This window comes from Paenibacillus sp. VTT E-133291 (genome assembly GCF_002264395.1).
Classification (GTDB): Bacteria; Bacillota; Bacilli; order Paenibacillales; family Paenibacillaceae; genus Paenibacillus_AQ; species Paenibacillus_AQ nitricinens.
On sequence record NZ_NFVA01000002.1, the window covers coordinates 43,580 to 64,448 of the forward strand.

11 protein-coding genes are annotated in these 20,869 nt (G+C 47.2%); 9 read left to right on the forward strand and 2 right to left on the reverse strand.

Annotated features, from left to right (window positions below):
- Positions 1-14: 14 nt before the first annotated feature.
- Together CA598_RS01390 and CA598_RS01395 are read left to right on the forward strand one after the other, a co-directional pair.
- On the forward strand, positions 15-854 hold the full coding sequence (locus CA598_RS01390; protein WP_094869387.1) for a carbohydrate ABC transporter permease: 840 nt from the start codon (positions 15-17) through the stop codon (positions 852-854).
- Between the two features lie 153 nt (positions 855-1,007).
- Entirely contained in the window at positions 1,008-7,670 is a 6,663-nt protein-coding gene (locus CA598_RS01395) for an S-layer homology domain-containing protein (RefSeq protein ID WP_094875068.1), read from the forward strand.
- A 96-nt stretch (positions 7,671-7,766) separates the two neighbouring features.
- Here CA598_RS01395 and CA598_RS01400 read toward each other — a convergent pair whose 3' ends face one another.
- Positions 7,767-8,603 (reverse strand): AraC family transcriptional regulator, encoded by an 837-nt coding sequence (locus CA598_RS01400; RefSeq protein WP_094875069.1) that lies wholly within the window; start codon positions 8,601-8,603, stop codon positions 7,767-7,769.
- Between the two features lie 190 nt (positions 8,604-8,793).
- Here CA598_RS01400 and CA598_RS01405 point away from each other — a divergent pair, with 190 nt between their 5' ends.
- The 5 genes from CA598_RS01405 (at position 8,794) to cls (ending at position 16,596) form a co-directional block, all read left to right on the forward strand.
- Positions 8,794-9,939: a DUF2264 domain-containing protein gene (locus CA598_RS01405; RefSeq protein ID WP_094875070.1), complete on the forward strand. Its 1,146-nt coding sequence runs from the start codon at positions 8,794-8,796 to the stop codon at positions 9,937-9,939.
- 40 nt (positions 9,940-9,979) lie between these two features.
- On the forward strand, positions 9,980-11,797 hold the full coding sequence (locus CA598_RS01410; RefSeq protein WP_094875071.1) for a heparinase II/III family protein: 1,818 nt from the start codon (positions 9,980-9,982) through the stop codon (positions 11,795-11,797).
- Between the two features lie 45 nt (positions 11,798-11,842).
- Positions 11,843-12,979: a glycoside hydrolase family 88 protein gene (locus CA598_RS01415; RefSeq protein WP_094875156.1), complete on the forward strand. Its 1,137-nt coding sequence runs from the start codon at positions 11,843-11,845 to the stop codon at positions 12,977-12,979.
- A gap of 8 nt (positions 12,980-12,987) precedes the next feature.
- Positions 12,988-14,871, forward strand: coding sequence for a DUF2264 domain-containing protein (locus CA598_RS01420; protein ID WP_094875072.1), 1,884 nt, complete (start codon positions 12,988-12,990; stop codon positions 14,869-14,871).
- Positions 14,872-15,141: 270 nt separating this feature from the next.
- Positions 15,142-16,596: a cardiolipin synthase gene (cls, locus tag CA598_RS01425; RefSeq protein ID WP_094875073.1), complete on the forward strand. Its 1,455-nt coding sequence runs from the start codon at positions 15,142-15,144 to the stop codon at positions 16,594-16,596.
- Between the two features lie 92 nt (positions 16,597-16,688).
- On the opposite strand, the gene CA598_RS01430 is transcribed toward cls, so the two are convergent.
- Entirely contained in the window at positions 16,689-17,477 is a 789-nt protein-coding gene (locus CA598_RS01430) for a YheC/YheD family protein (RefSeq protein WP_094875074.1), read from the reverse strand.
- Between the two features lie 104 nt (positions 17,478-17,581).
- Between CA598_RS01430 and sbnA the strand changes: the two genes are divergently transcribed.
- Entirely contained in the window at positions 17,582-19,855 is a 2,274-nt protein-coding gene (gene sbnA / locus CA598_RS33315; RefSeq protein WP_306440447.1) for a 2,3-diaminopropionate biosynthesis protein SbnA, read from the forward strand.
- Between the two features lie 31 nt (positions 19,856-19,886).
- Entirely contained in the window at positions 19,887-20,852 is a 966-nt protein-coding gene (locus CA598_RS01445) for a 2,3-diaminopropionate biosynthesis protein SbnB (RefSeq protein WP_094875075.1), read from the forward strand.
- The last annotated feature ends 17 nt before the right edge of the window (positions 20,853-20,869 follow it).

Below are 20,869 nucleotides of genomic sequence, written 5' to 3' on the forward strand. Positions count from 1 at the left end.
AGGATTCAAAAGATATGGTGGGTACAAATAAAGGAATTAGAATCGGCACAATGGTGCTAGTGTATATTTTGTTATTTGCGACAGTGCTCTGTATGCTTGTTCCATATATATGGATGTTGTCTTCTTCACTCAAGCTGAACAAGGATGTGTTCTCGTTTCCGATGCAATGGATTCCGGCAAATCCGCGCTGGGAGAATTTCGTGGATATCTGGACCCGAATTCCGCTGGACCGCTTCATTTATAACACAGCGAAATTATCAATTATCGTAACGATATTGCAGCTACTGACTTCAAGCTTTGCTGCTTATGCGTTCTCCAAACTGCAATTCAGAGGGAAAAATGTATTATTCCTTGGATATATCGCTACGATTGCGATTCCTTGGCAGGCATATATGGTGCCGCAATTTATCTTGATGCGTTACATGGGACTTAATAATACCCATCTGGCAATCATTCTATTGCAGGCATTCTCGGCTTTCGGAGTATTTCTGATGCGCCAGTTCTATCAGGGAGTCCCAGATGAATTATGCGAGGCGGCCCGAATCGATGGCTTGAGCGAATATGGGATTTGGGCGAGAATCATGCTGCCGTTATCTAAGCCAGCCTTGTCCACATTGACGATCTTCACCTTTGTTGCCACATGGAATGACTTTTTGGGACCAATGATTTATTTGACGGATACAAAGCTTAAGACCATTCAAATTGGACTCCGAATGTTCATTTCGCAATATTCCGCCGAATACGGTCTAATTATGGCTGCAAGTGTGGTTTCCATTATTCCGGTTGTGATTGTTTTCTTGGCACTTCAGAAGTACTTCGTGCAAGGCGTCGCAGCATCTGGTATTAAAGGCTAGATAGGTTGAACCTGGCAGTTGCAGTCTTCGCATGCTGCCAGTTTTTTTAGCTTACCTATGAAATGAATGCGCTTTCTTGTTGTCTTTGCCGTTGACAAATTCCAGCATGGAGCATACCGAAAAGCTATTTGCAGCAAAAAGGAGGATTAGAGAATGAACAGAAAGTACGCCATTGGAAAAAAGTTAATCTCAATAATGATGACCACTGCGCTCGTAGTAGGAATGTTTCCGGCATTCCATATGCCAACTGTATTTGCGGCAACAATGGATCCGATCTTCGCAGCTGCCCATATGGGCGTGCAGACATCTGCAGAAACTACTTTGCCTGCTAGCATTGATATTGGAGGCCAGTCTGCAACTGTGAAATGGAATATTGGCGAAGATACCTTTGCCGTACCTTATGACACAGTGTCAGTAACTGGTACAGCGAACGGAGAACCGGTTGTTGCCAGCGTAGAAGTTATCCCATCTTCAAACCATCCATTGGTTTACTTTGTGGATAGCGGCAGGGGGGGAGATTCCGTAGGAAATGTCCCTACTGCTTCGCCGTTGTACGAAGCAGTCAAAACGCTGACAGGTAGCTTGCTAATCAACCAGTCACCGGATCAGAAATATGTCAGCGGAACGACAATCTGGGGATTTGATGATTCCATAAACAAAGTGAAAAACTCCAAAGACGGGGGACTTGCCGATCCTGCAACTGATCCATCTATATGGACAGTAGGACTTCGTGCCGACCCTACTAGCAATCATATTGTATATAAATTAATGGCTCCAGAAGCTGGAACCTATACACTCAGTAGTGGTTTTCATGATTGGTATGGTAGCCGCACTCGAGTAATACAGCCTCAGATCGAATATAAGGATACAAATGGGGTAACAAAGACGATATCGTTTGCACCATTCAATACTAATGTCACTCAGCTTATTTCCGGCGAATTCACTATTCCCGGTGATATCGACGCTAGCAGTCCTATGACATTAACCTATGCCTATGTTTCCGGTGAGAAATCTATCTTGAGCTGGTTCGCCATTGCTAAGGGCGGGATTCAGAAAGAGATCGAAGAGGCTCGGCAGACCGCAGCTTCTATGGTCAAGGTTCTGCTCGACGGCAACGATATTAAAGCAGACAATGTCAACGGCCTCACGTTCAAGGGATTTGGCGTACTGAGTGCCAACAGCACCAGTGCCCTATTGATGGATTATAAGGCAGAGCATCCGGATGCATACATGGAGATGCTGCGGATTCTGTTCGGTGGAGATCATCCCATTATGACGCATGTAAAAATCGAGATGGGCAATGACCGCAACAATTCTACCGGTCCGGACCCGGCTACCATGCGTACGGCCGATGAAGAAGCCAATGTCACCCGGCATCCCGGATTCCAGCTTGCGGCAGACGCCAAGGCTACTAATCCGAGTCTCAAGGTCAGCATTCTGCGATGGAGTGCTCCGGCCTGGGCAAGCAACAACGATAAAATCTATACCTGGTATAAAAAGACGATTCTTGCCGCTTACCGAGAGTATGGTTATATGGTCGACTACGTGAATCCTCATATCAACGAGCATTCGCCGGATTTGACATGGACCAAACAGTACGCTGAGCGAGTTAAAACAGATAACGAAGGTTTTGCAAGTCCAGAGGAGCAAGCGCTCTATAACCAGATCAAGGTTGTGATCTCTGATGAAGTAGGGATCGGTTCCTTTGGCGGCAGTATGGTAAGCGACGCTTCACTAAGGGATGCGGCTCCGATCGCCGGATATCACTATAACACTGACGACGACAGCGCAGGGAATTTCAAAAAGCTCGCGGAACAATATGATATTGAAGTATGGAACAGTGAGGCGCAGTCAACCTTCAGTAACTCTGCTTTCCGTCCCAACAATAATGTGAAAGACCCTACAGTGGAAGGAACCGGCATCGGCGGTGTTGGCAGTCCGCTGGAGATGAGCAATACGATTATTAAAGGATTCGTCAATTCCCGCCGGACGCATTTTATTTATCAGCCAGCCATCGGTTCATTCTACGAGGGTGGACAATATTCATTTAAGGAACTAGTTAGCGCACGTGATCCGTGGTCGGGCTGGATTCACTATGATGCAGGTCTTGTTACACTGCAGCATTACAGCTGGTTCGCAAATCTGGGCTGGGAGAACGAGAATAATACGGCAGGGATTTGGAGAGCGGTTCCTAAGGCTAGCTCTACGGGGGCAACAGGCACTAACCCTGTCAGCGGCCGCAACGGTTCTCCTAGCTATATGACTCTTGCTGCACCTGATAAGAGTGATTTCTCGACCGTTATCGTAAATGACAGCGAGTATGCTAAAACCTACAAGCTACAGACAGTCAATATGGGTTATACGGACAATCCATCACTGGAAGTGTGGGAGACTCGTGCGGCAGACGCGGGAAAAGCTTTTAACAGCAATTATATGAAATATCTCGGGGATATCGTTGCTGATGGCAGCGGGGTTTATACCATTCATGTCAAACCATATTCGACAGTGACTGTGACCACTTTGGAGAATAAGGATAATGAGGCATTTCAGACGCCGATACCTGTAGAAGGCGACCGCACCGTGCTTGATACCGATGCAACGGGCAGGGTGCAAAATACCACAGACAATATCCTGTATGCGGATGATTTTGACTATTCCAATCAATCCGTTGTGAAAATCGGGGCAGGCGGGCAGAGTGTGGGCACCCAAAGCTATATAGAATCCCGTGGCGGCTCTAAAAGTGTGATACCGCGCTATACGCATGACCGTAACGGCGCCTTCGAGGCTTATCTTCCGGACGGGACGGACAACTATGTTCTGCGCCAACAGCTGGATACCGAAATGATGGGGCTAGGTGGCACTTGGAACGGTGGAGACCCCGTAACAGCTATCGGTGATAACCGATGGACGAATTACAAGGCTAGTGTTGATGTTTCGTTCGAGACGAACAGTACGCAGGAAGGAGACAATTATGCTGCGATTGGTGCACGGTATCAAGGAGGTGGCAGCTCTCACACTATAAACGGCACACCTTATGTGCTGAAATTCTGGTTTGACGGAGGCTGGCAGCTGCTGGTCAATAATAGTGCAGTAGCGAGTGGGAATGTAGTGAGCGGTTCCGGTGGAGTTAAGCTGGCTGGATTCAACGCCGCACATGATGCTTGGCATAACATAGCCGTTCAAGTTGCAGGCGATAAAGTGACTGCTTATCTGGATGATGTGAAACTGGCCGCTTATGCAGATCCAAATCCAGAATTGTCTGGACGGGTAGATTTAGCCAGCGGATATTATCATGTTCGCTTCGACAATTTGAAAGTTGAGACGGTTGACGGCTATGCGCCGTACTATTCCGAACTACTGGATAATCTTGAAATGTATGACCTGGCAGCTACACCTAACCCTAAATTGCAATACAACGGATTGTGGAGTCATCAAAATGGTGCCGGTATGTATATTTACCAACGTTCCTTATCCACTAGTCAAGGTGCGGATGCAACGATGGAATATTCTTTTGAAGGCACTGGGCTAGATATTCTGGGACCGAATAATGGCTCGGCTAAGTTAGAAGTGACTGTTGATGATGAAATTGTCATGCTGTCAGCCGATACGATGGCCTCTAAAGAACTTTACCAAACGTACACGCTTCGCGGACTTAAATATGGACAGCATAACGTTCAGATAAGGGTATTAAGCGGCACTTTGGTTGTGGACGCGGTGGCAGTTGTTTCCGGTGAAGTAAAAGGTGCTGTGGATACAGCAACGCTGCAAGCCGCAGTAACCGCTGCAAAAGAAATTAACAAGCTGGATGAGTATTCTGAGAGAGATTGGCTGCTTTTTGCCACCGCACAGCGTGCCGCAGAGGAAGCGCTGGAGAATGCGGCTGACTACAGATTGGATCAAGAAGGAGCCATTCATCTTGCGGGACGTCTCACTTCCGCTCAGAACCAGTTGACTACAGGGGATGTAAGGGAGCTTGCGGCTCCTCAGGATACTGCCACTTCTGTCGGTAAACTGCCGACTCTTCCTGATAAGCTGGAGGCTACCCGTGAAGACGGATCTAAATTACTTGTGCCAGTGAAGTGGAATGTAGGTGCAGTTAGCTTCAACACGCCGTATGAAAGGGTAGCTGTAACTGGTACTTATGGCAATCTAAAAACCACTGCTTATGTAGAAGTGGTGCCAGAAGGTCTCGTATACTTTTTGGATGTTGGTGTTTCGGCGGATGGTGTCACACCACCCTATACGGTGATCAAAAATTTCGTGGGCGACAGCCTCCTGAACAGCACTGCGGATCAACTATCAACAGGTGCTATGTGGGGTCATACCAATACAGGAGCAAATTATAATCTCAAGGGGCTCGGAGGTGCCGTGGTTATTACGGATAAAACTCAGACAGGTGTCTACAGCTCGAATACAAAGAATACACCTCTGATCTACACCCTCCCACTAAACGCAGGGAAGTACACGATTACATCATTCCATCGGGACTGGTGGAATATGAGCAACCGCACGATGGATATTACGCTTAGCTATATGGATGCTGAAGGGAAAACGGTGAACGAAACGGTCAAGACCGGTGTACTCGCAGGTCCTAATGGCATCACGATCACTCATAACTTTACGCTGCCGGTGAGCGGCGTCGTGAAATATTCGATAAACAATACGAATACTCAGGCATCTGTGATCAGTTACTTAGCAGTGGCGAAGGACAGGTTCAGCATTGTCAATGAGCAGGCTGTAAACGAGGCTAAAAGTATTATAGAAGGTGCTGCATATAGCGTGCAGAAGGAAACAGCTAACAGCGAAGACGGAGTCCGGACCTGGCTGCTCCAAACGATGAACGGTTTAATCGGGTTCAGTGATACGGGGGTTACGATGGGTGATATCACCCTATCTTCGTTCCAGGAAGCCACGGATGATACAGCCGGCAGCTTCAGCTTCACAGTATCGCTGAGCAAGGGCGAGGCGAAGGCGGAAGCTGCTGCCAGCGGAACGATTAAGCTGCCGGAGCCGGATCGTCTTCAACCGGTGATTACCCTGAATGGTGAGACTACTGTTAATCTGCCGATAGGATCTGAATATACAGATGCCGGAGCCTCAGCGTATGACGACGAGGACGGTGACATCACAGACCGCATCACTACAACGGTCAGCAGTGAAGTGTATGGTCTAACTGAATTAGATACGGCGAAAGCGGATATCTACACTTTCCATTACAATGTCAGCGATGCTGCAGGCAACGCGGCTACTGAAGTTACCCGAAAAGTAATCGTATCGGAAGATCCGGATGTATTGAAGCCGATCATTACCCTGCTTGGTGAACCATCTGTTCAACTGGATAATGGTGCTAGCTATACAGATGCTGGAGCCACAGCAGTAGATGACCGCGATGGCGACATCACAGAACGTATTACAGCTACGATTACGAAGGATGGAAACAGTATCGAAACGCTAGATACTACAGTGGAGGGTACTTACATTTATCATTATAATGTGAGCGATTCCGTAGGCAACGCGGCAGCAGAAGTCACTAGAACAGTTACAATTGCCGAAGCTCAGCAACCGCCGACTTCAACACCAACGGCAGAACCAACACCGACAGTTGAACCCACAGCAAGTCCGGCGCCAACACCTGCACCTGCAGTGACCCCGGGCCCAGTGTCAACAACAGCGCCGACGATATTACCAACATCAACACCGCTGACGCAAACCACACGGATTCTTGACAGAGATGATTTTACCGCTCCGGTTGGAGGGGTTATAACGGTTCAGCTTAACGAAACTACAGATTCCGTACTGCTTCCTGAGGGGTTATCAGAACTCATCGGGGTAAATACGCTACGTCTCGTATGGCCTACGTTAACTATTCAGCTGACTCCGGAAGCGCTGAAGAGCATCCAAGAGAAAGCTGGGGGAGATCAAGCAGATGGGGCACGCCTCAAGCTCTCGGCCGGGAAGGTATCAAGAGCTGTCGTGGAACAGCTTATGAATAACCCGGCTGTCAACCGTTCGGTTCAGTTAACTGCTGCAAGCGATGTAATTAACTTCAGCTTGGAAGGTATAGGTGTGGACGGTACTGCCATTCCGATCCCCCGTTTTGACAAGCCATTGACGATTACCTTCACCGTCGATTCGGATGCCAATACCGATTTGCTCGGCCTCTACTATATCGCCGGGGACGGAGCTCTTGAGTTTATGGGTGGAACGCTAACTGCTGGAAAATGGAATGCGGAAATACAGCATTTTAGCCAGTTTGCGGTCCTGGAATATGACAAGGTTTTCTCGGATGTCAGTGCAGATAGTTGGGCTAGTAATGTTATTAAGACCATGGCTGCCAAACATATTATTCAAGGCATTTCTAATACCGAATTTAATCCACAGGGGAAAGTGACAAGAGCACAATTCGCGACCATGATTGCAAGAGCGTTAGGGTTAGAGGCAGGAGGTCATTCGACGTTCGTTGACGTGGACTCCAAAGCCTGGTATGCCGAAGCCGTTGCAGCTGTAAGCGAAGCGGGCATTGTATTTGGCCGCAGTTCGGATACTTTCGCACCGGATCACAGCATCACCCGTGAGGAAATGGCTGTGATGATCGTCAGGGCTTATGAATATTTACATGGCAGCAAGGTAGAAGAAGTTTCTGCGGGCTCGTTCAGTGATTATTCCCAGATTCATGACTGGGCACAGAAGTCAGCAAGGATTGCTGAGCAGACGGAGCTCATTAAGGGACGCGGCAATAAGCAATTCGCGCCTCAAGAGCTGATGACCCGTGCCGAAAGTGCACAAGTCATTGCCAATCTGCTGGGGCATTTGTAAGGCCCGTACTTCAATGAACCTGGCAGCTGCTGTAGCGGGCTGTCAGGTTCTTTATAGCTTCAGAGTACAATTGCGGAGCGTTGATAAGTGGCAAGATCAGCTTTTTTTGCCGTATTTTCCAGGTGGAATGCCCGTGATGTTCTTGAAGGTACGAATGAAATTGGCATAGTCATTGAAGCCGGATAGATAACAGGTATCGGAAACGGAGTTTCCAGCGGTTAAGAGCTGTTTGGATAACGCGATCTTTTTCAGCAGGACGTAACGGTAGATTGTTCCTCCGGTCTGTTGCTTGAACAGGTGACTAAGATAATATTTATCGACGTTCAACTCCCCGGCGATCTGCTCAAGCGATAGATTCAGATGGAGATGGTTATCAATATAGCTCATGGCTGTTTGAATATGTGAGGAAATAATGCTAGGTATAGTGGAAACGGTACGGCTATATAGCTCATTAATGAGGATAAGGATCTGAATCAGATATGTAAGGGCCAAAACCTCGCTGCCGTATTGAGGGTTCTCCAAGGATGCAATCAGGCAGGAAGCAAGCGCCATAAACTCTGCAAGCAGCGCTTCATCCATTTGAGCCAGATTATACTCTCCGTTCTGACGGTTCTGGAAGCAGGCGAGCAGATTTGTAGTTGCAGTACAGAAGGGATATACAAGTGGAGCTTTGAAATGAATAGTTAAACGTTCGTAAGGCTCCGGAGATAGATTAATGATTTTATGAATCTCGTGATTGTTGAATAAGAGCACATTGCCCCGCTGAAGCGGATAGCTATATTGATCCACAAATCCGTTCACCGTGCCGCCTAAAAATAGAAAGATTTCAAAGTGATCATGAATATGAAAATCTTTGGTGGGTGAGATCGGTGAATTGCCGATGCCCGCCAGTATGTCGCCTTCGAACGGCTGATAATACTGGGCATGTTTCATCGAGAGAGCCCCTTTCAAATTGATCGCAAGATACGCAATAAATGATCATAAATCGCAAAGACATTGCAATAACATAACACTAAACTATAGAAGAAGATTACGCAATCAACCAAGTATATAGCTGGTCAGAACAAGAGTAACGGGAACCTGCATCTGCTGAATAGACGCAACTGGAAGGGCGGTATTGTGTATGAATGGTACGAAACAGCGTAAATATTGGCTGGACACGATGCTAAAGATCGGGGACCCAGTGCTTGACGCTTTGTCGCAGAGAAAATTAAAGGAACGGCTACCTACGGAGTTTAACAGTGACAGGAGTTCATTTGCGCACTTGGAAGCATTCTCTAGGTTATCCTGTGGAATGGCTCCCTGGCTAGAGCTTAAAGGGCTGGAGGGTGAAGAAGAAGTGCTCAGGGCTCGTTATGTCATATTGATGCTGGAATGCATCGATGCTGCTGTTGATCCATCATCGCCTGACTATATGGATTTTAAGTCCGAAGGCCAACCGTTGGTCGATGCGGCATTCCTCGCTCATGCTTTGGTGCGTGCACCGAAGCGGCTTGCAGGGCAGCTGAATGAGCGGGTGAAAGGTAATTTAATAACAGCTTTGAAGCAAACGCGCCGGACAGCGCCTAGCGGTAGCAACTGGCTGTTATTTAGCGCAATGGTCGAAGCAGCTTTATATATCCTCGGCGATTCAGAATATGACCGGATGCGCGTGGGATATGCGATCCATATGTTTATGGATTGGTACAAAGGGGATGGCATATACGGGGACGGTAAGGATTTCCACTGGGATTATTACAATAGCTTTGTCATTCAGCCGATGCTTGTGGATGTGGTTACACTCTTTGAACGGGAATCGGAGCAATATTCCGAATTGAAGCTCTTGATTGTAGAGCGGGCACAACGATACGCAACGGTTCTGGAACGAATGATTGCGCCAGACGGTACGTATCCGTTCATCGGGCGTTCCATCGTTTACCGTTTTGGTGCATTTCAACTGCTATCCCAAGCGGCGCTGCAGCATTTTCTGGAGGATGCGCTATTCCCCTCACAGGTACGCTGCGCCTTGACTGCTTTAATTACACGGACTATGGGATTTACGGGGACATTGGATGAGGCCGGATGGCTACGTCCAGGGGTATACGGCTACCAGCCGGAGCTTGCTGAGAGCTACATCAATACGGGAAGTCTTTATTTATGCGCTTCGGTATTCCTTCCACTGGGGCTACTGCCTGCAGATCCTTTCTGGGCAGGGACAGAATTGAAATGGACCGCACAAAGAATTGCAGCCGGTGAGGATGTTATGAGAGATCATGCCTTGAGTAGATAGAGGTGGATCTGATCTAACTGGGCAAAGGGAGGAAGAAAGCATGAACAGACAGGAGCTTTTCGAAATTGTCCAAGTGCTGAAGCCGGCAAATCTGAGCTTGTATTATCCGAATGGAGCTTCGGATGCTTTTTGGAAACAGGCAGCCTCTTCAGAGACGTTAAAGGAAGATATCAGCGAAATCCGTGCAGAGGCTCTAAGAATAGACGGGCAGCCTATAGCGGAGCTGACGGATACGCTATTTTCAATTTTTGCGCGCACGGGTTCGAGGTTGGAGTATGAACGGGTATATTTTGAACGGAGAAGAAGGCTGAACACATATGTGTTTATGAGCTTGCTTGAGCCGGATGATCTCAGACTTCTGGAGAATCTGGAAAACATCCTGTGGTCTATATGCGAAGAGTACACATGGTGCCTGCCAGCCCATCTTCCTTTAGATCATCATTCAGTGAATATCAATCAGTTTATTGATCTGTTCTCCTCAGAGACCGCTTTTACCCTTAGTGAAGTTTTACTTCTACTGGGAGAACGACTTCCGCTGCTTCTTCAATCCCGAATCAGACATGAAGTAGAGCAGAGAATACTTCGACCTTTTATAGAACATGGTCCTTATGAATGGGAGACCGCACGTCATAACTGGGCAGCAGTGTGCGCAGGGTCGATCGGGGCAGCCGCCTTATTGATGTTGGATGATCCTGCTGCGCTGACGAATATCCTGCTGAAGACAGAGCGCAGCATGAGCTACTATCTGGAAGGCTTCGGGGAAGATGGGGCCTGCCTTGAAGGTCTGAGTTACTGGAACTACGGATTTGGCTATTTCACGTATTACAGCGATCTTCTCCGGGTTAGAAGTGAGGGAAGAGCAGACTGGTTTGCAACGGACAAAGTGCGGAGCATTGCTCAATTCCAGCAGAAATGTTTTCTTGGGAGCAGCTTTGTCGCTAATTTCTCTGACTCTGAGCCTCAAATTCACATTCATATGGGACTGTCTCATTATTTAGCTGATATCTATCCAGATGTCGAATGTCCACCTTCTGAGCTGCGTGCTCCTTTCACAGAGGATCACTGTAGTCGCTGGGCCCCGGCCTTTCGAAATCTGATTTGGAGAAAGACCAGTGATCTGGAAGAGAACCAGGATTGGAAAGCGGCCAGCTATTATCTTCCTGATGCGGCATGGCTCGTTTCACGATATATATCCGGAGGAAGCTCGTTCGGCTTCGCGGCGAAGGGAGGGCATAACGCTGAACCTCATAATCATAATGATCTGGGACAGTTCATTCTGTTAGGTGGAGGCGAAATCTATGCAGCTGATCTCGGCAGTGGAGAGTATACGGCTGAATATTTTGGGGCTGGCCGTTATCAATATGATTGTAACGGCTCGCAGGGACATTCGGTTCCGATCATCGACGGCCAGTATCAACTGGCTGGCAGGAAGCATAGTGCTACAGTTCTGTATGCGTCGGCTGGGGTGGAGCGGGACGAGTTGAAGCTAGAGCTGTCTCAGGCATACGAAGCGGAAGATCTCCAATCCCTGATCCGCTCTATGGTTTGGTATAAAGAGCAGCGTCCTCGTTTGGAGTTAGTCGACGAGTACCAGTATAACGGTAAGTCAGTGAGCTGGACAGAGCGGTTCGTAACCTGGCGTCGTCCGAAGATCCTTCGTTCTGGTGTCGTGCTGCTGCCCGGAACTGGAGTAGGCGGAGTGGAAGTGACTTATGATGTCCAGATCGTAGAGCCAGAGATTATCACACGTGAGTACCGCGATCATTTTGGCAGGGATACGGTCTGGCATACGCTCGACTTTCATGCTCTTCAGCCCGGTTCTGAAGGGAAATTGACATTCACCTTTCAATTTATATAAATGATGAAAGAAATAGAGAACTATTCGAAGAAGGCGGTGTTTGAAATGAATATAGCGGAAAAACAAACTTGGCTGGATGAAGCATGGAACAAGGCACTTGAAAAGACAAGAAGTAACAGTCGGAAAATCGGCGCAGAATTTCCACATGCCAGTCAAGGTGGTAAATACTTGCTTGAAGCGCCGAACTGGTGGACAGCAGGGTTCTGGCCGGGAATGCTCTGGCAGTTTTATTCTGAGAGTGGAGACGAAAGTCTTAAAATGATCGCGGAGCGCTGCGAAGAGAGACTCGACGAGGTACTGGACGGCTACGTTAAGCTGGACCACGATTTAGGCTTCATGTGGATTCTTACCAGTGTGGCGAATTACAAATTGACGGGTAGCGAGGAATCACGAATTCGAGCATTAAAGGCAGCCAACTACCTGGCAGCCCGCTTCAATCTGAAAGGGCATTATATTCGGGCTTGGAATCCATGGAGTGTAGGGAAGGACAATAGTGGAGTTGCTATAATCGACTGCTGCATGAACACCAGCCTGTTGTTCTGGGCTTCCGAGACAACGGGTGATCCCCGCTATCGTCATATCGCAGAGGCGCATATGGATACTGTGCTGGAGCATTTTATCCGACCGGACGGCTCCGTGTACCACATCGTCAAATTCAACCCGGAGACGGGTGAAGTGGTGGAGAAGCTTGGTGGGCAAGGCTTTGCGCCCGAATCGGCTTGGTCACGCGGCACGGCTTGGGCTATTTACGGCCTAGCGCTTGCCTATCATCATACGGGAAAGCAAAGCTACTTGGATGGAGCCAAGCAGGTAGCGCATTTCTTCTTGACCCGACTGCCGGAGGATCACGTTCCACATTGGGATTTCCGCGCTCCCGGTGAAGTCGGCGAGATACGTGATAGCTCCGCTGGTTCCTGCGCAGCGAGTGGATTGCTGCTGCTAGCCGTCCAGGTGGATGATTCGGAGTCCCATGTGTACCGGAACGGGGCTATAAGAATAGTGGAATCTCTCTACAGGAATTATGGCAGTTGGGACAATGCGGACGAGGAAGGGTTGCTGCTTCATGGTACAAGTAACTACCCTGAGAACCGGAATATAGATGTTCCTCTTATCTACGGTGATTTTTTCTATGTCGAAGCACTGGCTCGGCTTAAAGCAGCAGGACCCTTCTATTGGGAGTAGGGGGGATTATGATGAACAATGAGAAATCTTTTTCTCGTATTGGCGATAATCCGCTAAAGACCCGTGAGAATCTGGTAATCGCTCTTGAGCAGCTGACGGATCCGCTTCGGCCGCACTACAGCAAAGGCAGCGCACGACTTAAAATCGGTAGAACAGGGGCGAGCTATTCGGCAGCAAATGCTGAAATGGAAGGTTTCTCGCGGGTGTTGTGGGGTTTGGTACCCTTGCTCATTGGTGGTGGGGACAGCGAACTCTGGGACATCGTGCTGGATGGCATTCGGCATGGCACCGATCCTTCTCATGAAGAATATTGGGGAGAGGTGAAGGATTACGACCAGCGTTTGGTTGAAATGGCGGTTTTCGGCTTCGCATTGGCAGCCATTCCGGAACGGATTTGGTTGCCGCTTGCTCCGAAGGAGCAGGATCAATTATACCGCTGGCTGAATCAAATAAATGCCCATCCTTGCTATGACTGCAATTGGCTGTTCTTCAACGTTCTAGTCAATGTCGGATTCCGTAAAATCGGCCGTTCCTACGACGCAAGGCAGCTAGAAAACAATTTGAAGCGCATGGATGATTTCTATTTGGGAGAGGGCTGGTACAGCGACGGAATTAATGGCCACAGCGATTATTATGTACCTTTTGCTATACATTACTATGCGCTGCTGTACGCAAAGCTGATGAAGCAGGAAGACCCCGAACGTTCCCGTGTGTTCAAAGAACGGGCTCGATTGTTTGCTGTCGATTTCATCGGCTGGTTCGCACCCGACGGCTCCACACTTCCTTATGGACGTAGCTTGACTTACCGCTTTGCCCAGTCGGCATTTTGGAGCGCCGTTGCCTATGCAGATGTTGAAGGATTTCCGGCTGGCGTGGTGAAAGGTCTGGTGCTGCGAAATCTGCGTTGGTGGTTCAGCCAGCCGATTGTTGACGCCGATGGCGTACTGACCATCGGATATACTTACCCGAATCTGGTCATGGCGGAGAATTACAATGCTCCCGGTTCTCCGTATTGGGCGTTAAAGACTTTCCTGCCGCTGGCTCTAGGGGCGGATCATCCGTTCTGGAAGGAAGAGGAACTGCCGCTACCGGCCATTCCGGCTGTCATGGTTCAGAAGCCTGCACATCTTGTCATCGTCCGCGAGCCCGCTTCCGGTCATGTGGCAGCCTTCAACAGCGGACATTTATACACGAATGAACATACCCATACCTCGGCCAAATACGAGAAATTCGTGTATTCAACAGGCTTCGGCTTCAGCGTGCCCCGCTCCGAATGGGGGCTCTCCCAAGGAGCGTTCGACTCTATGCTTGCGCTGAGTGAGCGCGGAGACAACTTATACCGGGTACGACGCCAGAATATAGAGTCTGAGATTATAGACAACGTCCTTCGTTCCGTCTGGAGGCCGTGGGCCAATGTCGAGGTTCAGACTTGGGTTGTCGCCGGACTTCCTTGGCATATTCGGATTCATCGAGTCGAAACTGGACGGTCGCTGGATACCGCAGAGGGTGGATTCGCACTTGGGCAAGAGAATGAAATGTTATCGAAGATCGATGTGGCTGGTGCGATGGCCTCCACTGCTTGGGGAACCAGTGGAATCAAGGATTTGCTAGGCTGCCGGAAGGGTGAGCTGGTTTGGCCGAATGCCAATACGAATCTCCTTCGCCCTCGGACGGTCCTGCCGATGCTGACGACCACCCTTCTGCCGGGCATTCATTGGCTCGCGTCGGCTATATTTGGTTCACCTTCAGAGGAGGCTTTGGATATTCAGGCTGATCAAGCTGATGACGTCTTCAAGCATTCACCTGAGCAAGATTTGAAAGTTAAGCTCAGCGATGGAGCGTTAACCATTGTCACTCTTTCTGGGAGAGAAATTGTCCTTAATTTACAATAAATTGTTTAAATATTTCTCAAATTAAAAAGTCACAACAGCTCTGATGCAGAACTACTGCATTAGGGCTGTTGTTTTTATGTGAATTTTTATGATTTTATCTTTTAATTTTTGAGTTTTTTATCAAATGTTTTCTTAGATGGACAATTATGCTATAGTACTCTATCTAGTCATTTACAGAAGTATTGATTTATCAGACGATGGATAAACTGTCTTTTGGCAAAACTAGAAATACCGGCATCTATAGAAAGATAAGAAAGGCAGGAACTCCTAATGGACAACAGCAGTCTGGTCACGTGGATACTTTCTTTTGTTATGATTATAAACATATTGCTTTCTGCAGGTTTTTTATTTTTCGAGAGGAGAGATATTGGTTATACGTGGGCGTGGCTTATGGTGTTTTATTTCATTCCCATTTTGGGCTTTATTGTTTATCTGTTTCTTGGCCGTAATTTAGCAAAAAAGAATTTTTTTGGCCTTTCAGTGGAAGAAAGCAATTATCTGCAATCAACTGTAGACCATCAATTGGCTACATTAAAGGATCAACGCAAGGATCAGAGCTCTTTGTTAACGAAGTATGCTGATTTAATTCATATGAACCTTGTTTCATCGAATGCGCTAATGACAACAGATAACGAGATAGCTATTTTTAACGATGGTAAACAAAAGTTTGATTCTTTATTTAATGATATTAGAAATGCCAAAAAAGAGGTCAACATTCAATATTACATCATCCAGCCTGACGATTTAGGAACAAAATTAAGAGATGAATTAACTAAAAAAGCCAAAGAAGGCGTAAAAGTGAGGGTTCTCTATGACGAAATCGGCTCCAAGAGACTTTCTCTTAAGTTCTTTAGAGAACTACTTTCTGCGGGTGGAGAAGTAGAGGTGTTTTTCCCATCACTGCTTAGACCGATAAATTTTCGAATGAATAATCGAAATCATAGAAAACTATGTATTATCGATGGAGAAATTGCTTATATTGGTGGATTTAATGTGGGAAATGAGTATTTAGGGATAGTTAAAAAGTTTGGCTATTGGCGGGATACGCATTTTAGAATGAAGGGAAATTCTGTTAATCAAATTCAAGGCAGATTTATTCTGGATTGGAAGCATGCCCGGAAACAGCATCAGGTAAGCTTCGATCAATTTTCCTTTACCACTGAAGGAAGTGTCGGATCAAGTCCTGTTCAAATTGTGTCTAGTGGTCCCAACTCGCTAGTTGAACATCTTAAAAACATGTATATTAAGCTTATTTTAAATGCCAAACGGAGTGTATATATTCAGACGCCATATTTCATTCCGGATAGCAGTTTTATGGATGCATGTAAAATTGCACTCCTATCCGGTGTGGATGTACGGATTATGATTCCAAATAAGCCTGACCACCCTTTTGTTTACTGGGCAACTTGGGCGTATGCAGGTGAATTATTGAATTATGGGGCAAAAATTCTATTATATGAAAATGGTTTTTTGCATGCTAAGACGATTGTAGTTGATGAAGAAGTAGCATCTGTTGGGACAATGAATATTGATTCCCGGAGCTTTAGACTTAATTTCGAAGTTAATGCGATTGTATATGATGAGCAAGTGGCTAAACAGCTTCAAGAATTGTTTGTTGAAGATAGCCAGTTAAGTACAGAACTTACCCCTGAACGTTATAAAGAAAGATCCTTATTGATCAAATTTAAAGAGGGCGTTTCTCGTCTATTCTCATCTATCTTATAAACTCCCGAAACATACCTCTGTACAAAAAGGCGAATTGTAGTTTTGAGGATTCACAGTTCGCCGCGGCCCATGGATTCTCTAATCTCTATGCTTCACACGACACCCTGTTTTGATTTCATGCACTTAAGATTGTATGTGCGACCGTATACTTTTGCATATCTGACAATTCGGTCAATCATACGGGTGTCTTTCAGCTTAGTAAACGGGCATGGATCAGGAGCGGTATTCACTTCCAAGATCCATGGCTTGAGACGTTGATCTAAGGCAATATCCACACCGATTTCCTGAAGGCCGGGATAGACAGTGCTAAGCTGCCGGGCAGACTTGACTCCAATTTGCTTCAGGGATCGGATTAATATTTTACAATTCTCTGCGCTTGTGTAGCCTTTCAATAATTCCTCTATCGGATAAATCGTTCCTCCCTGACTTCCGTTTGTAACCACTTTGCGGGGATGCGCCACGCGTCCTGCAACCCCTGTTGCTTCCCACCCACCCTTAGAATTGCGCTGCACCATCACCCGGATATCGAAGGGGCGGCCATCGTAAACCAACAGCCTGATCCCCTTCTGTACTAAATAGGACTTTCCTTGGGTCTCTCGTAAGATAGCTCGATAGGCCGTGTCGTAATCAGAAAATTTGTGTACTTGGGTACCGGATTGATAGCTGTATTGTGCGCGTGCAAGATCAACCCGTATCACGCCCTGTCCTAAAGATCCGCAGCAAGGCTTAATGTACACCATCTTATATTTTTGTAGCATCTCATAGAGCGTGTTCTTATCCATTTTTCTTGTAAGCGGGACATGTTTGTTTAACTCTTGATTTCTAACCAGCACCCTCGTCTTCGTTAGCTTATTAGATATACGACTGATCTGATTCATCATTCTGCCCCTCCGTCTTAAAAGATCCATAGGCTATATTACGGAAATGCCTTAGCTTTTGATTGGGCAACTACCAAATCGTAGAACACACTGAAAGAATTCGACATATGATTATGGTAGGTATTTATCTATGGGCTGCGGCATGCGGTCAACAGGAGGCGGCCATCATGCTGCTCGACAAAGAAAAATTACAGGATAAGTTGCTTAAAGTAATTGAGGCATTTCCCTGGTATAGGGGGCTGATCGGCGGCGAAAGAACGAATTATAGCTTAGAGACACTTCCACTTATGACGTCGACAACGCTAGATACCTATTATTATAATCAACCCTTTGATCCTTCTTTGACCGTTTATAGGACGTCGGGTACAAGCACTGGCCGTCGAAAAGCCATTCTTTACTCTAAGGAAGACGATAAGCACTATATAGATATTAAAACGAAGCTGTACGGTGATCTTATTGCGGGAAGTGGATGCGTTAGCGCTTTGGCGGACATGGGTACTGGGCATGCGGCGAACACTGCGTTGTCCATTTTTGAGCGGTTAGGATTGCAACATTGTTCAATTGCCTTTGAATTGCCAATCGAGCAGCATATTGAACAACTTCAAACCTTCAAGCCTGACCTGCTTTACACTATGCCTTCCATCCTTGATCATATCGTTCATGCTACTAAAGATCTGCAGGCTTTTGGAATCCGTAAGATTATTTTGGTTGGGGAAATCGCCTCATTAGGGTGGCAGCGGAATATGGCCCGTCTGTTCGGTCTTGAACCGCGCGACATCATTGATACGTATGGCTCTATTGAAATAGGCACGATTGCTTATTATTCACATGATCTTGGCAGGTATATTTTTGCTGATGGGATTTTTGCAGAAGCGATCGGGGCGCAGGAGATTGGCGAAGAACTAAGTCCGCTTAGTAATGATGAAAGTGTTCTTGTTCTTACTTCTATGGTTCGCACAATGCTGCCAGCTATTCGTTTTGTTACCTATGACGTTGTAAGGGACTTTAGGTCTGTGATGGTAGATGGTGTGGAGAAACAGAGCTTTAGTTCCATCGTCAAACGGGTGGGTCGGGAGCTGAAGCATGGGGAGAAAATCAGCCTGTACGATATCGAACAGGTCGTATACCGACATATCGAAGATGCGATCATTCGGGTCAAAGTGAGGAAGAACGCGCTGAGCGTTTATATCAAAAGTAAATCTGCGGATAACACCATTGTCCCGAAGATCAAAGAGGAAATTAGGGAATGCATTCCGGAAATCGGCATGATGATTCGAAACCATCTGCTGGATGATATTGAGGTCATTATAGTAGGGAAAGACGAGCCGATGGACAGTGGAAAGGTTAAGAACAAAAAGCTATATTACCAGAAAGATAAAGATCGCGCAGAGATGGACGTCACTGACGGTATTTTGTCGACGATCGGAAATACACCCTTAATCAAGCTGAAGAGCTTGTTCTATAAAAGTGAGTTTGACGTCTATGCAAAAATGGAGCTGATGAACCCGGGAGGAAGCGCCAAAGATCGTCCCGCCCTGCGGATGATCCAAGAGGCGTGGAAGGAAGGAACAATAGGTCCGGGAACCACGATCATTGAATCGAGCTCTGGAAATATGGCGATCAGCCTGGCCATGATTTGTAAGTATTTGGGGATGCGTTTTATCAGCGTTATTGATCCTAGAACCACGGAAACGAATCTACAAATTCTGAAGGCGTTGGATGCCAAAATCGACTATGTCACTGATCCCGATCCAGTAACAGGGGAGTTTCTTCCTGCTAGATTGAAACGTGTGCAGCAGCTTTTGGCGGAAATATCAGGCAGCTACTGGCCGAATCAGTATGCGAACGTAAATAATTTTTTAGCCCACTACCATACGACAATGAAAGAAATCGTGACTGATCTTGAACAAGTGGATTATTTATTTTGCAGCGTTAGTACATGCGGAACCATACGGGGTCTTGCGGAATACGCAAGGGATAGCGGACTTCGGACCAAGATCGTGGCTGTCGATGCAGAGGGAAGCGCGATTTTTGGAGGGAATAAGAGTACACGGCGCTTTCCGGGACTAGGTGCCGGCATCGTGCCACCTTTCTGCAGAACAGATCTAATCGACCATATCGTGCATGTCTCGGATTCAGATATCGTAAAAGGTTGCCGGATGTTGGCGCAGAACGAATCCATCCTGGCTGGCGCATCGTCCGGGGGAGTCATTGCCGCCGTTAAGCAAATGGAGCCAGAATTGACTCCGGGAGCTGTCTGCGCAGTCATTCTGCATGATAAGGGAGAGCGTTACCTCGATACCGTATATTCTGACTCATGGATTCTGAACCAATTCGGTCAGGAGCTTTTGGCTGAATGTGGCGATTGCCCAGAGATGTAAGAAAGGATATGTTTCATAAGGAGGTCACGGTATGCTGTACTTAAATGATCGAGATATACGGGCAGTAGGTGTTGATTGGCCTATTCTTGTGGAGGCGATAGAAACTGCTGTGGGTATCATCGATTCAGGTGATTATGTGCAGCCGATAAAGCCTTACCTAAGGTATAAGAGTCCACAAAACCGGATTATTGCAATGCCCGCTTTCGTAGGGGGAGAGGTGAACGCAGCAGGGATAAAGTGGATTTCCAGTTTCCCGGATAATATTCAGGCTGATCTTCCTCGTGCGCATAGCATCATTGTTTTGAATGAACCAAGTACAGGCCAGCCTGCAGCCGTCTTGAACTCTCCGCTTCCCAGAATCATTAGGACGGCTTCCATCAGCGGACTGATGATTCGTTCCTTTTTGCTGGCGCGTTCAGTGGAGCGGATTCATCTAGGCATTATCGGCTGGGGACCGGTTGGGCAGTATCATTGTCAAATGGTTACGGCTCTGTATGGGGACCAAGTCGAGCGTATCCGGATTTTCGATATCAAGGGAGTAGACTTATCAGGAATCTCATCTCTCTTTAGAGATAGGATGGAAGTGGCTAAGACGTGGGCGGACGTTTATCAGCATTCTAATATCTTCATTACTTGTACCGTATCAGAACATCGGTATATCGATCTCCCCCCTGAAAAGGGTAGCCTTCTGCTGAATGTTTCACTTCGTGATTATAAGCCGGAGGCTTTAGCTTCGGTAAAAGCCATCATTGTCGACGATTGGGATGAAGTGTGCCGTGAGAATACGGACATTGAGCAGCTTCATCTGAAACAGGGGCTAACTCGTGACGGCACTCGACGGATTACCGATGTCGTCTTGCGCCACAGCCTAGCTGATTTCAGCGAAGATGAACCGATCTTCTTCTGCCCGATGGGGATGGCCGTTTTCGATATTGCTACAGCGGTGTATTACGTGAAGCAAGCGAGGGAAAAAGGGATAGGAACTGAGCTGGAGTAGGGGAGAGCAATAATGTG